The organism is Amycolatopsis sp. NPDC003731, from assembly GCF_053586895.1.
This window is the reverse complement of record NZ_JBSFNC010000204.1, coordinates 1-13,390: the sequence shown is the minus strand read 5'-3', so window position 1 is coordinate 13,390 and position 13,390 is coordinate 1. Positions and strand designations below refer to the sequence as shown.

The 13,390-nt window shown below is 72.3% G+C and carries 13 protein-coding genes and 1 rRNA gene; 3 read left to right on the top strand and 11 right to left on the bottom strand.

Features of this window, described 5'->3' with window-relative positions:
- Nucleotides 1-488 (top strand): aspartate/glutamate racemase family protein (locus ACWDN5_RS43140; RefSeq protein WP_449680341.1); only part of this gene is annotated, 488 nt, incomplete at its 5' end.
- 90 nt (nt 489-578) lie between these two features.
- Entirely contained in the window at nt 579-1,844 is a 1,266-nt protein-coding gene (locus ACWDN5_RS43135) for an alginate lyase family protein (protein ID WP_449680340.1), read from the top strand.
- A 3-nt stretch (nt 1,845-1,847) separates the two neighbouring features.
- Here the strand turns inward: ACWDN5_RS43135 and ACWDN5_RS43130 are convergent, their stop codons facing one another.
- The 10 genes from ACWDN5_RS43130 to ACWDN5_RS43085 form a co-directional block, all read right to left on the bottom strand.
- Nucleotides 1,848-2,798, bottom strand: a complete 951-nt coding sequence (locus ACWDN5_RS43130; protein WP_449680339.1) for a copper transporter — start codon at nt 2,796-2,798, stop codon at nt 1,848-1,850.
- Nucleotides 2,795-3,979 carry a putative cytokinetic ring protein SteA gene (gene steA, locus ACWDN5_RS43125; protein WP_449680338.1) on the bottom strand — a complete coding sequence of 395 codons (1,185 nt, stop codon included), beginning with the start codon at nt 3,977-3,979 and terminating at the stop codon, nt 2,795-2,797. The genes ACWDN5_RS43130 and steA overlap by 4 nt, the downstream gene beginning before the upstream one ends.
- A 98-nt stretch (nt 3,980-4,077) precedes the next feature.
- Entirely contained in the window at nt 4,078-5,253 is a 1,176-nt protein-coding gene (locus tag ACWDN5_RS43120) for a DUF1266 domain-containing protein (RefSeq protein ID WP_449680337.1), read from the bottom strand.
- Nucleotides 5,250-6,236, bottom strand: a complete 987-nt coding sequence (locus ACWDN5_RS43115; RefSeq protein WP_449680336.1) for a zinc-binding alcohol dehydrogenase family protein — start codon at nt 6,234-6,236, stop codon at nt 5,250-5,252. The genes ACWDN5_RS43120 and ACWDN5_RS43115 overlap by 4 nt, the downstream gene beginning before the upstream one ends.
- 68 nt (nt 6,237-6,304) lie before the next feature.
- Entirely contained in the window at nt 6,305-8,086 is a 1,782-nt protein-coding gene (gene recN, locus ACWDN5_RS43110) for a DNA repair protein RecN (RefSeq protein WP_449680342.1), read from the bottom strand.
- A gap of 91 nt (nt 8,087-8,177) precedes the next feature.
- Entirely contained in the window at nt 8,178-9,104 is a 927-nt protein-coding gene (locus tag ACWDN5_RS43105; RefSeq protein WP_310971384.1) for an NAD kinase, read from the bottom strand.
- Nucleotides 9,101-9,928, bottom strand: coding sequence for a TlyA family RNA methyltransferase (locus ACWDN5_RS43100; protein WP_449680335.1), 828 nt, complete (start codon nt 9,926-9,928; stop codon nt 9,101-9,103). Before ACWDN5_RS43100 ends, ACWDN5_RS43105 begins: the two co-directional genes overlap by 4 nt.
- Nucleotides 9,929-9,933: 5 nt before the next feature.
- Nucleotides 9,934-10,131: a hypothetical protein gene (locus ACWDN5_RS43095; protein WP_103347425.1), complete on the bottom strand. Its 198-nt coding sequence runs from the start codon at nt 10,129-10,131 to the stop codon at nt 9,934-9,936.
- A 17-nt stretch (nt 10,132-10,148) separates the two neighbouring features.
- Entirely contained in the window at nt 10,149-11,114 is a 966-nt protein-coding gene (locus tag ACWDN5_RS43090; RefSeq protein ID WP_449680334.1) for an HAD-IIA family hydrolase, read from the bottom strand.
- On the bottom strand, nt 11,107-11,625 hold the full coding sequence (locus ACWDN5_RS43085; RefSeq protein ID WP_449680333.1) for a hypothetical protein: 519 nt from the start codon (nt 11,623-11,625) through the stop codon (nt 11,107-11,109). Before ACWDN5_RS43085 ends, ACWDN5_RS43090 begins: the two co-directional genes overlap by 8 nt.
- 39 nt (nt 11,626-11,664) lie before the next feature.
- Here ACWDN5_RS43085 and ACWDN5_RS43080 point away from each other — a divergent pair, with 39 nt between their 5' ends.
- Nucleotides 11,665-13,179: a hypothetical protein gene (locus tag ACWDN5_RS43080; RefSeq protein ID WP_449680332.1), complete on the top strand. Its 1,515-nt coding sequence runs from the start codon at nt 11,665-11,667 to the stop codon at nt 13,177-13,179.
- A 120-nt stretch (nt 13,180-13,299) separates the two neighbouring features.
- Here ACWDN5_RS43080 and rrf read toward each other — a convergent pair.
- Nucleotides 13,300-13,390 (bottom strand): 5S ribosomal RNA (gene rrf, locus ACWDN5_RS43075); the annotation flags it as partial.

The window sequence follows — 13,390 nt, the reverse complement described above, 5'->3', positions numbered from 1 at the left end:
CCGGGTTCGGCGAGCACGGCCGCGAGGGCGCGCGCGAGCTGCTGGACGTCCCGGTCGTCGACATCACCGAGGCGGCCGCGCACCTGGCCTGCCTGCTCGGCCGCCGCTTCGGCGTGGTGACCACTTTGGACCGGACGTGCGGGCTGATCGAGGACAGCCTGCACGCCGCCGGGGTCGCGCAGAACTGCGTCACGGTCACCGGCGCCGGGCTCGGCGTGCTGGAGCTGACCGACGAGCGCCGGACGGAGTCGGCGTTGCTCACCGCCGGCCGCCGCGCGCGGGACGCCGGGGCGGAGGTGCTGGTGCTCGGGTGCGCCGGGATGACCGGGCTGGACCGGAAGATCGCGACGATGCTGGACATTCCCGTCATCGACGGCGTCGCCGCCGCGGTCCGGCTCGCGGAATCCCTGGTGGCGCTGGGGTTGCGGACGAGCCGCGCGGGTTCGTACGCGCGGCCGCTGGACAAGCGCCGCACCTGGCCCGATTGACACCTGCCTTCCGGGAACGTCAGAATCCCTGCAGCCGTACCGCCGCCCGGTGACGACGTGGGGATTCGACGTCCCCGGAAGGCGGTCCACGTGCGAAGAGTTCTCGGCGCCTTGGCGGTTTCGGCGAGCATGCTGCTGGTCCCGGTGAGCGGAACAGCGGTGGCTGCGTCCCCACCCCACACGATCGTCACCGACGGCGCCAAGCTCGCGAACATCAAGCAGGCGCTCCGCGGCGGCCACGCGACCAAGGCCCAGCGGGACGCGCTGAAAGCGGTGCTGGCCAAGGCGGACACCGCGCTCACCGACGGGCCGTGGTCGGTCATGGACAAGCCGTCCGCGCCGCCGAGCGGTGACAAGCACGACTACATGAGCCAAGCGCCCTACTGGTGGGCGAGCCAGCCGAAGACGCCGGAGAACCCGCAGGGCTGCCCGTACGTCAGCAAGGACGGCCAGCGCAACCCGGAAGCCGACGCGATCACCGACCACACCTACCGGATGTGGGCGTGGGACGCGATGTACTACCTCTCGCTGGCCTGGTACTACACCGGTGACGCCAAGTACGCGAAGCGGGCGGCGCTGGACATCCGGACGTGGTTCCTCGACCCGGCCACGAAGATGAACCCGAACATGACCTACAGCCAGATCGTGCCCTGCCGGAACACCGTCAGCGGCACCGGGATCATCGACTCGACGCAGTCGTTCAGCCAGCTGATGGACGCGTTCGCGCTGCTCGACGGCGGCGCGCCGGGCTGGACCGGAAAGGACCGCTCGGGGATCAAGGCGTGGCTGACGCAGTACCTGAACTGGATGCAGACCAGCCCGCAGGCCAAGCTGGAACTGGCCGCCACCAACAACCACGGCACGTTCCTCGACATGCAGAACGCGACGATCTCGGCGTACCTGGGTCACCGCGACGCGGCACGCAAGATCGTGCTCGACGCCGAGCAGAAGCGATTCGGAGTCCAGTTCGCCGCGGACGGCAGCCAGCCCCTGGAGCTGTCGCGGACGATGTCGTGGCACTACGTCAACTTCAACCTCACGGCGTGGGGCCGGATGGCCGAGGTCGGGAAGAACCTGGGTGTCGACGTCTGGAAGTACCGGGCGGCGAACGGCGTGACCCTGCGGAAGGTGGTCGACCAGCTGATCCCGGGCGCCCTGCAGGGTGCCGCGGCCTGGCCGCACCAGCAGATCGGCGTGTTCGACCAGTCGATCGCGGCGGACATCTTCCACGCGGCGGCCGAGGAGGCCCATGACCCCGACGTGGCGGCGGCGCTCAAGCGGATGCCGTTGCCGGCCGGCGGCGACACGTGGCCGGTGCGGGTGTCCTGCTTCCCGCTGGACCCGCCGCTGCGCTGAGCGTCAGTTGCCGGCCGGTGCGGTGACGCCGGGTGCGGGCGCCTGGGCGTTGCCCGCGACACCGTAGCGGCCGGCACCGCCGTCGAGCTGTTCCTTCAACGCCAGGATGGTGCTCACCCGCCCGGCCGACGTGTCCGCGTTGTCCACTGTGGACAGGATCGACGTGGCCGAGGTGTCCGCCCGGACCACGCCCAGCGCGCCGGTGCCGTCGGCCGAACCGGCGTCACCGGCGAGCACCGCGCCGGCACCGCTGCGGTCGAGCTGGGTCGCGAACCGGGCGATCGTCGCCGCGCGGTCGCCCGCGCCGTCGCCGGTCGCCTGGGCGCCGGTGAGCACGATCGCCAGCTGGGCGGGCTTGACGTCCGGCCCGGCCTTGACGAACCCGCCGTCGGTGAGCCCGCTCAGCGCCGCCGCCAGTTCCTCGGGCGAGGACTGCGGTTTCGCCGTCGTCTTGTCCAGCAGCAGCACCGAGCCGAGCAGCGCGCCGGCCAGGGTGCCCGAGTCGCCGGCCGTCGGGAACTTCGAGCCGGCCGGCTGCAGCCGCGTGACGACGTCGCGGAGCTGGTCGGCCTTCTCCGGGTCGGCGAACGCCGACGTCAGCTGGATCTCGCCGGTCACCGCGGCGCCGGCCTGGCCGACCAGCTGCTTGAGCGCGTCCCGGTCGGTCGGGCGCGCGTCTTCGGTGGTCACCAGCACCACCGACCGCTTGTCCAGCGTGCCGGCGACGACCTTCGGGCCCATCGAGCCGGCGAAGGCGTCGGCGTCGGTCAGCCGGGCGTTGAGCGCGTTGCGCTGGGCCTCCAGGTCGGCGACCTGGCTGCCGAGGTCCTTCTTCTCCCCCGCGAGCCCCGACAGCAGCGTGCCGTTGAGCGCGGTCGAGCCGAGCACGACGCCGACGGCCAGCGCAAGGAAGCAGGCGGCGATGGAAACGACGTGGTAGCGCAGCGAAATCACGTGAACAATCCCTTGACCCAGGCGTAGAACGAATTCCAGGTGCCCTTGAGCCAGTCGAGGTAGACCGAGCCCACATCGGACACCAGCAGGGCCGCGGCGACCACCACGACCGCGGCGAGCACGAGCAGGACGACCGCCCCGATCGACACCCGGTTGCGGTGCAGCGTGGCCACCGCCTTGCCGTCGACGAGTTTCGTGCCCAGCTTCAGCCGCGTCAGGAACGTCGACGGGTTCGAGCCGGACCGGCCGTGGTCGAGGAATTCGCGCAGGGTGGCCTGGAAGCCGACGGTGACGACCAGGCTGGCGCCGTGCGCGTCGGCCAGCAGCAGTGCGAGGTCTTCGGCGTTGCCGGAGGCGGGGAACGTCACCGCGCCGATGCCGAGGTCCTGGATGCGTTCGACCCCGGGCGCGTGGCCGTCCGGCGCGGCGGGCACGACGACCTCGCCGCCGCCGCGCAGGGTGGCGGTGCCGATGCCGGTGGGGTCGCCGACGACGACGTCCGGCCGGTAGCCCTGCACGCGCAGGGTGTCTGCGCCGGCGTCGACGCCGATCAGCACCGGGCGGTGCTCGGCGATGTACTTCTTGAGCTTCTTGAGGTCCTCGGCGTGCCCGTTGCCGCCCGCGACGACCAGCACGTGCCGGTCCCGCAGCGGCACCTTCAGCTCGGGGACGCCGACGCCGTCGAGGATCAGGGTGCGCTCGCGGCGCAGGAACTCGATGGTGTTCGCCGAGAACGCCTCCAGCTGCGTCGACATCCCGGCCTTGGCCTCGATCATCTGGTCGGCGACGCTCTCGGCGGTCTGCTCGATGCCGGAGGCGATCTGCCGCTCTCCGATGTAGACGATGCCGTCGAGCAGGCGCAGCTTCGTGCCGTCCTTGATCGAGCGCAGCAGCTCGCCGCCGACCGAGTCGACGAGCGGGATGCCGGCCGCGACGAGGATCTCGGGGCCCATGTTCGGGAACCGGCCGGAGATCGACGGCGACGCGTTGACCACACCGGCGACCTCGGCCTCGACCAGGGCGTCGGCCGTCGCGCGGTCGAGGTCCAGCTGGTCGAGCACGACGATGTCGCCGGGACTGATCCGGCGCAGCAGCTCCCGGGTGCGGCGGTCGACCCGGGCGACCCCGGTGATCCCCGGCAGGGGTTCTTGATTCCGCGTGAGCAGACCCGTGAGCTTCATGTGGCCGATGGTGACAAATTTGCTCGTGGGACGAGGTACGCCACGCCGTAGCTGCTGTGACTCGTTGTGGTGAGCCCGGTCGCCCTCCCCCGCGCGGGTCAGGCCTCGGACTCCTCCGACAGCGAGCCGAAATCGAGGTTCAGCCAGGGGCTCGCCGGGTCCTGAAGGAGCTGGTGGTGGACGCGCACCGCCGCCGGGTACCACTCGCCGAAGTCGTCTTCGCCGGCGTGCAGCACCCGGCCCATGACGTACCCCGCCGACAGGTCGGCCCATGACTGGTGGTAACGACGGGCGAGCGAGCCGGCTTCGAGCACCATCAGCTCGGCGCTCAGCGCGTCGCAGTACCCCGCCGCCAGCCCGGCGCGGGCGATGGTGACCGCGCGGCCGACGTCCCAGGACAGCGCCGTCGTCACGCAGCCGTCCGCGTCGACCAGGCCGTCGGCGCGCAGCCGCCGCTCGTACCGGGACACCCGGCGCACGGTCTCCCGCAGCTCGTCGGCCTGGTCCGCGGCGTCGTTCTCGGTGCACCACCGGTCCACCAGCTGCGCCCAGGTCAGCGGGTCGAACTCGGCGCCGGGCAGCCCGTACTCGGCGGCGAACCGCAGGCGCAGCATGAGCACCAGGTTGCCGGGGGTCAGCGCGTAGCCGTCGCCGATCAGGCCGGTCATGGTGGCGCGCCAGCCGGGCGGGTCGGCCACGCCCCACCAGTCCCGCAGGCTGCGCACTTCGGCGACGTAGTCGTGGTAGCGGCCGTCGAGGAGGTTCCAGGGTGCCGCGTTGAGCACGGCCAGGTGCGCACCGCAGGCGAGCGCGTGCGCGATGGGCCCTTCGAGGTGCCCGTACGGCGCGGTGATCAGCCGCTCGACCTGCTCTTCCAGCGGCGTGACGTCGTCGGGGTGCGCGTCGAGCCACGGCTGCAGCGTCGCCCCGGCCAGCCGCCACTCGCCGCGGGTGCCGCGGTTGAACACGACGCGCTCGTGCCGGCCGACGCCGTCGACCGCCCAGTCGAGCGCGCCGCTCATGGCCACGACGTCCGGGCCGAAGTCCGGCAGCGCGCCACGGGTGAAGACCTGCAGGAACTCGTCGCCGCCGGTCTCGAAGTAGACGTTCGGGAAGGTCTCCGCCCGCTCGTCGAGGATGCTCCGGGCGTCCACGCGCCGGATCGGCACGAACAGCTCCTCGCCGGCGAGCAGGCCGAGGTAGCGGTCGAGGTCGCCGTCCCGCCGCGCGGCGGCGAGCTGGGCTTCGACATCGGCGGGCGGCGGCAGGATCACGGTGCGGCTCCCTCCGCTCGGCCGGTCAGCACGACGAGCTTGCCCGCCGTCCGGTTGTGCTCCAGGTCGTCGTGCGCCTGCCGGATCTCCGCCATCGGGTACACCTTGACCGGGCCGAGGCTCGCTTCGCCGCGGGCGATCCGGTCGAGGTGACGCTGGAGCACGGAGGCCGGCAGGTCGTCCGCCTCACCACCATAAGCGGTCAACCGGACCCCAGCGGGAAGGTAGCCGATCGGATAGAAGTTCGAGATCGTCCATTCGTTGGACAACATGCCGGCGAAGCAGACCGTCCCGTGCACGCGGGTGGCGTTCAGGGTGTCCGGCAGGGTCGGCGTCCCGACCAGTTCGAGGGCGGCGTCGACGCCTTCGGGGGCGATCTCGCGGACCTGCGCCGCGACGTCGCCGTCGTCGAGGAGCGGGTGGTCGACGCCGTGTTCGCGCAGGGTTTCGAGCCGTCCGGGCTGCCGGGTGGTCGCGAAGACGGTGGCGCCGAGGTCTTTCGCCAGGGTCGCGGTGGCGAACCCGAGCGCGGACGTGCCGCCGCGGATCAGCAGCGTCTGGCCCTTCCGGAGGTCGAGGCCGGTGGTGAGCGAGCCGTACGCGGTCTGCAGCGTCTCCGGCACCTGGCCGATGACCTCCCACGGCAGGTCGCTGTGGAACGGGATGACCTGGTTCTCGGGCACGAGCGTGTATTCGGCGTAGCCGCCGTCGAAGGTGCGGCCCATGCCGCCCATCATGGTGGCGACCTGCTGCCCGGGCGGGAAGCCGCCACCGGCGTCGACGACCCCGACGGCCTCGATGCCGGGCACGCGCGGGAAAGTGACGCCATCGGCCAGCCCGAGCCGGGTGTGCAGCTCCGAGCGGTTGAGGCCGAACGCTTTCACGGCGATCCGGACCCAGCCGGGTTTCACCTCCGGCAGCGGCAGCTCGGTGAGCTCGAGGTTTTCGACCGGACCGGGTTCTCGGAGTACCACCGCGCGCATCGGGATCCTTTCGCCACCTGCAGTCGTCACGACAACTGCGGGGAGGCGGCGAGTATTTCCCCCGGCGGCTACTTCTTCTTCGCCGCGCGCTTCTTCTTCGGCTCGAACTCCGTCTTGTCCTTCTCGGCCGTGGCCAGCAGTTCCTCGGCGTGCGCCCGGCCGGTCTCGTTGTCCATGCCCGCGAGCATCCGGGCCAGCTCGCTGACCCGCTCGGTCTGGCTCAGGTTCTTCACGCCGCTGCGCGTGACCCCGCCGGTGTGGCCCTTGTCCACCACCAGGTGCTGGTCCGCGAACGCCGCCACCTGCGGCAGGTGCGTCACCACCAGGACCTGGTGCGTGCGCGCCAGCCGGGCCAGCCGCCGGCCGATCTCGACCGCCGCGCGGCCGCCCACCCCGGCGTCGACCTCGTCGAACACCAGCGTCTGGACGGTGTCCGCGTGCGCCAGGACCACCTCGATGGCCAGCATCACGCGCGACAGCTCACCGCCCGAAGCGGCCTTGTGGACCGGCAGCGGCGGGGCACCGTCGTGCGCGCGCAGCAGCAGCTCGACGTCGTCGACGCCGTCCGCGCCCGCGTGCACCGCGCGGCCGTCGATGGTCAGCGCGTGCGCGTCGCCGTGTTCGGCCGGACGCTGCTCGACCGTCACCTCGATCGCCGCCTGGCCCATCGCCAGCCCGGACAGCTCCCGGGTGATCTCCGCGGCCAGCTCGGCCGCCGCCTTCTCCCTCGCCGCCGACACCTCGGCCGCGTGCGCGGAGAGCTGGATCGCCAGCTGGTCGCGCCGCAGGGCCAGCTCCGCGAGCGCCTCCTCCGAGGTGTCCATCGACTCCAGGCGGCGCCGGGCGTCGTCGGCCCAGGCCAGCACGCCGTCGACGTCCGCCGCGTACTTGCGCGTCAGCCGCTTGAGGTCGGCCTGGCGGGCCAGCACCTTCTCCAGCAGCGCCGGGTCGGCGTCCAGCGTCTCGACGTAGGTGCCCAGCTCGGCCCCGACGTCGGAGAGCAGCACCGACGCCTCCTCCAGCCGCGGGGCCAGCTCGCGCAGCACGGCGTCTTCCGCCGTCGAGAGCCGCCGCAGCGCCTCCCCGACCAACCCCAGTGCGCCCGGGGCGTCCGGGTCGCCGTCCGGGGAGCCGGACACCGCGACGTGCGCCTCGGTCGCGGCCGCGCGCAGCTCGTCGACCGCGGCGAGCCGCTTGATCTGCGCGGTGAGCTCGTCGTCCTCGCCCGGCTCCGGCGCGACGGCGTCGATCTCGGTCAGGCCGTGCTTGAGCAGATCGGCCTGCTGGGCCATCTCCCGCGAGCGCGTCGACCGCTCGGTCAGCTCGGCGATCACCGCCAGCCACTCCGCCCGGACCTCCCGGTAGGCCTGCAGCGGCTTCGCGACGGCGTCCCCGGCGAACCGGTCGATCACCGCGCGCTGCTCGGCCGGCCGCAGCAGCCGCAGCTGGTCGTTCTGCCCGTGCACCGCGATCAGCTGTTCGGACAGCTCCGCGAGCACGCCGACCGGCACGGACCGGCCGCCGAGGTGGGCGCGGGACCGCCCGTCGACGGCGACCGCGCGCAGCGCGATCACGCTGCCGTCCTCGTCCACGTCCGCGCCCGAGTCGGTGACGATCCGCTCGGCGCCTTCGACGCCGGCGTAGGTGAACCGCCCTTCGACGAACGCCTTGAGCATCCCCGTCCGGACCTTGGACACCTCGGCCCGGCCACCGGACAGCAGGTGCAGCCCGGTGACGACCATGGTCTTGCCCGCACCCGTCTCACCGGTCACGACGGTGAAGCCCGCGTGCAGTTCCAGCAGGGCGTCCTCGATGACTCCGAGGCCCTGGATGCGCATCTCGGCCAGCACGCCGCCTACGGTAGCGGCCACCACCGACACTCTGCGCGCCCGGGACCCCGGCGCGTCGCCGATATGTTCGAACGAATCGCTGAACGGTGGATTACTCGCAGGGGCGCGCGTGCCGTTCGCGCCAGCTCTTCACCGGCAGCGAGAACTTCTGGACCAGGCGATCGGTGAACGGCCCGTCCCACAGCCGGACCAGCCGCACCGGCGTCTTGCCGCAGGTGACGCGCACCCGCGCACCCGGCGGCAGGTCGATCGGGCGGGTCCCGTCGCAGGTCAGCACCGCGGAGGAGCCGTCCGGGTCGATCCCGACGGTAATCACCGAGTCCCGGGAGACGACCAGCGGCCGCGCGAACATCGCGTGCGCGTTGCTCGGCACCACCAGCAGCGCCTGGACGTCCGGCCAGATGATCGGGCCGCCGGCCGAAAACGCGTACGCGGTCGAGCCGGTCGGTGTGGCGCACAGCACACCGTCGCAGCCGAAGGCGGACACCGGACGGCCGTCGACCTCGATCAGCGCGTCCAGCACCCGCTCCCGGGTGCTCTTCTCGACACTGGCCTCGTTGAGCGCCCAGGTGCGGGCGACTTCCGCACCGTCGTGGGTGACGGTGACGTCGATGGTCATCCGCTCTTCGACCTGGTAGTCGCCGTCGACGACCCGCTGGACGGTGTCGGCGAGGGCGTCGGAGTCGGCTTCGGCGAGGAAGCCGACGCGCCCGAGGTTCACGCCGAGCACCGGCACGCCGGCCGGGCGGGCCAGCTCGGCCGCGCGCAGCAGCGTGCCGTCGCCGCCGAGGACGAACACCAGCTCGACGCCGTCGGCGGGGTTGTCGTCCGGGTCGACGACCGTGCAGGTCGCGCCGACGCCGTGCTGTTCGGGGTTGATCAGCGCGCAGACGTCGTGCTCGGTCACCCGGATCCGGATGCCGGCCTTGGCGAAGCGCGCCGAAACCTCGCGCGCGGCCTCGCCCGTCGCGTCGCGATCGGGGTGCACCATGAGGAGCACTTCACGTTCGGTGGTCATGCGGGCCCTTCCTCGACGGCGGTCCGGACGAGCCGCTCGGCCTCAGACCTGTTTACCGCGTCCACAGTGGACTCGGCCACGTGTTCTTTCTTCAGCCACACGAAGTATTCGACGTTCCCGGACGGTCCGGGCAGCGGGCTGGCGGTCACCCCGCGCAGCGCGAGCCCGAGTTTCGCGGCCTCGTCGATGACGGTGAGCACGGACTCGGCGCGCAGCTCGGGGTCGCGGACGACACCGCCGCTGCCGAGGCGGTCCTTGCCCACCTCGAACTGCGGTTTCACCATCGGCACCAGGTCGGCGCCTTCGCCCGCGCAGGCCGTGAGGGCGGGCAGCACGAGCTTGAGGGAGATGAAGCTCAGGTCCCCGACGATCAAGTCGACCTGCCCGCCGAGGTCGTCGGGCGTGAGGTTGCGGACGTTCGTGCGATCCATGACCACTACACGTTCGTCGGTGCGGATCCGCCAGTCGAGCAGGCCACGACCCACGTCGGCGGCGATCACGGTGGCGGCGCCGTGGCGCAGGAGGACGTCGGTGAAGCCGCCGGTGGACGCGCCGGCGTCGAGGCAGCGCTTGCCTTCGACGCTCAGTTCCGTGAACGCTTCGAGGGCGCCGAGCAGCTTGTGGGCACCGCGCGAGGCCCATCCGGGGTCGTCCTCGTCCTTGACGACGATGGGGGCGTCGGACTCCACCCCGGTAGCCGGTTTGGTGGCGACCATCCCGCGGACGGTGACCTTGCCGCCGGTGATCAGGGCCGAGGCTTGGTCGCGCGACCGTGCGAGGCCGCGCCGAACCAGTTCCGCGTCGAGGCGGGCCCGCTTGGGCACGCCGATCAGACCTTGTCGATGCTGGACAGGGCGACCGTCAGCTCGGTGTGCACGGCGTCGAAGCGCTCGACGTGCTCCGCGAGCGGCAGCGCGTCCAGGTCGTCCAGCCCGGCGACGGCTTCGTCGATGCCGGCCCGCGGGTCGGTCGCTTGCGAGAACGAACCGGGCGGCGGGCCCGGGACGGGGAAGGGGTGGTCCTGCACAGTGCAAACGGTATCAGTCAGGACAGGTTCGCCTTGGCGCGCTCGCCGAGTTCGGTGACACCGGTCTCCCACGCCACGTGGCAGAGCGCGCGGAGCAGGTCCAGCTCGTCGCCGTCACCTTCCGCCGTCAGAGTCTGGTTCTCGACGGTCACGGTCCAGCCCGGCCGCGGTCCGATCTTCAGGTCTTCGGCCCGCTCGGTGAGTGCGGTGAGGTCCTTCGCGAGGTAGGTGCCGCGCTCGGCCGGGATGGCCTCGATCAGCTGCTTCGGCGTCGCGACCCCGGAGAGGACGACGAGGGAGTCGATGCCCGCGGCGACCGCACCGGCGATGTCGGTGTCGAGCCGGTCGCCGACGACCAGGGGGTTCCGCGCACCCGCCGACCGAGCGGCGGTCTCGAACAGCAGCGGCTGCGGTTTCCCGGCGACCAGCGGTTCGACGTCGGTGGCGGTGCGCAGCGCGGCGACCATCGAGCCGTTGCCGGGCAGCAGGCCGCGCTCGCTGGGCAGGGTGGCGTCGACATTACAGGCCACCCAGAGCGCGCCGGCGCGGATGGCCAGGCAGGCCTCGGCCAGCGCGGCCCAGGTGTTGTCGGGCGAGTGCCCCTGGACGACGGCCTGGACGGTGGGCGTGTTCTTCCGCACCGGCTGGAGCCCCGCCTGCGCCACTTCGGCGGCCAGCGAGCCGGTGCCGACGACGAGGACCTCGGCGCCGGTGTCCAGGCGTTCCTTCAGCAGCTGCACGCCGGCTTGGGCGCTGGTGTGCACCTCATCGGTCCCGGCGGGCATGCCGAGGCCGGTGAGGTGCGCGACGACCTCGTCGGGGGCCTTCGAGGCGTTGTTCGTGACGAACCGGATGGGGGTGCCGTGCTCCCGCGCGGCCCGCACCGTCTCCGGAGCACCCGGGATGACCCGGGTGCCGTGGTAGACGGTGCCGTCGAGGTCGAAGAGGACCGCGTCGTAGGCCGCGAGGAGGGCGTCACTCATCGGTGTCTTTTTCCTCGTTATCCGCGTTCTCGGCGTTCTCCTCGTTCTCCGCGTTCGACAGATCGGCGGCCCGCTCGGCGGCGTCGGTCTCGTCTTCGGCATCGGCCTCGGAGGCGTTGAGGAACCACTGGATGGCCTCGTCCGTGCGCCCGGCGGCCGCGAGGTTGTCGGCGTAGGCGTAGAAGAGGCGAGCGCTCCACGGGTCGCGCTTCTCGGCCTTGAGGTCGTCACCCTGCAGCGAGACGACGGCGGCATCGAGCTGCCCGAGGTCCCGCCGCGCCCCGGCCGCGACGATCGCCAGCTCGACCTGGGTGGCCTTGGTGAGCTTCGCGGTGTCGACCTCCTTCGCGAGGTCGAGGGCCCGCTCGGGACGCCCGAGAGCCCGCTCGGCGTCGGCGATGATGGCGATGTGGTCGTCGCTGCGCGTCATCCGCCGGACGGCCCGCAGCTCGGAGAGGGCCTCGGACCAGTTGCCGGCGTGGTAGGCGACCAGGCCGAGGGCTTCGCGCACGATCGGGACGCGCGAGGCCTTGGCCTTGGCGTACTTGGCGTGCTCGAGGGCGGCCTCGGGATCGCTGTCGATCAGCCCCCCGGCGGCAACGAGGTGCTTCCCGACGGTCTCGGCCAGGCCCTTCGGCAGCGTCCGCAGCTCACGGCGGGCTTCTTCGTCGAGATCGGAGAACTCGATGTCCTCGGGAAGCTCGGGCGCCTCGAGGAGTTCCTTGGCGAGGGCTTCGTCGTCGAGCGGCGCGCCGACCTTGGGCCGCGGGTTCCCCCGGGGACGGTCTTTGCGCTCGCCACGGTTCTCACGGCTGTCGTCCCGCCGCTGGTAGCTGCCACGGTCACCGCGGTCGCCGCGCGAGTCGTCATCGCGCCGCTGGTAACCGCCGCGGGACTCGTCTCGCCGGTCGCCGCCACGGCCCCGGTCCTCGGAGCGAGCGCCGCGGTCGTCGTCGCGCCGGTCCCGGTCGTTCGAACGGAACCCACCCGTGCGGGCGCCGCGGTCGTCGTCGCGCCGCTGGTACCCGCCACGCGAATCCTCGCGCCGGCCCCGATCGTCGGAGCGGAAGCCGCCGCGGTCATCCCGCCGCTGGTAACCACCACGCGATTCGTCCCGGCGGTCGCCGCCACGGCCCCGGTCCTCGGAACGCGCGCCGCGCTCGTCGTCGCGCCGCTGGTACCCGCCACGCGAGTCGTCCCGCCGGCCCCGATCGTCGGAGCGGAAGCCACCGCGGTCATCCCGCCGCTGGTACCCGCCACGCGAATCGTCCCGCCTGCCACGGTCGTCCGAGCGGAAGCCACCCGTGCCGCGCGAATCATCGCGGCGGTCACGGTCATCGGAGCGGAATCCACCGGTCCGAGCACCACGCGAATCGTCGCGGCGGTCCCGATCGTCGGAGCGGAATCCACCGGTCCGAGCACCACGCGAATCATCGCGACGGTCCCGATCGTCGGAGCGGAAACCACCCGTTCGGGTGCCGCGGGAATCGCCGCCGCGGGGGCGGTCGTCCGAACGGAAGCCGCCCGGGCGGCCGCCTCGGTCGTCGTCGCGGCGGTTTTCAAAGCGGGGCTTGCGGTCGCCGTACGAGGACTTGCCCTGGGGGCGGCCTCCGCGGTCGTCGAAGCTGCGGCCCGGGCTGTCACTGCGGGTGCCGGAACGGCTGTTGCCCCGGTCCTCGTAGCGGCTGCCCGACCGGCCGGCGCCCCGGTCTTCGTAACGGCCGCCGCCGGAGCGGCTCGGGCCGTCGGAGAAGCGGCCGCCGCCCGACTCGCGGCTGCCGTAACTGCCGCGGCGGTCGTCGCGGTCGCCGAAGTTGCGGCCGCCGGTGCGGCTCTGACCTGCGTACCCTCCGCGCTGATCGCGGTCGCGGGGACCGTCGCCGCCGCGGAAGGGCTTGCCGCCGCCGCGGACCCCGCGGTCGTCGCGGCGCGGCCGGCCCTGGTAGCCGCCGTCGCGGCCGCCACGGTCCTGCCGCGCGCCGCCCTGGTTCCTCCGGGGTCCGTCCGACCGGCCCCGGGAGCCTTCGTCCCGGCGTGCCGACCGGCCGGACCCATCATCCGCTGAGTCTCGTCGACCGAACTCGGACACCTGGCCTCCTGCCGTGAAAAAATCTTGTCCTGGACATACGCGTACGGCCCGCTAGGGCAGCCAATTGGCTATCCTAACGGGCCGTACGGAAGGTAAGTTCGGCGGTGTCCTACTCTCCCACAACCCTTCGGTTGCAGTACCATCGGCGCTGTCAGGCTTAGCTTCCGGGTTCGGAATGGGACCGGGC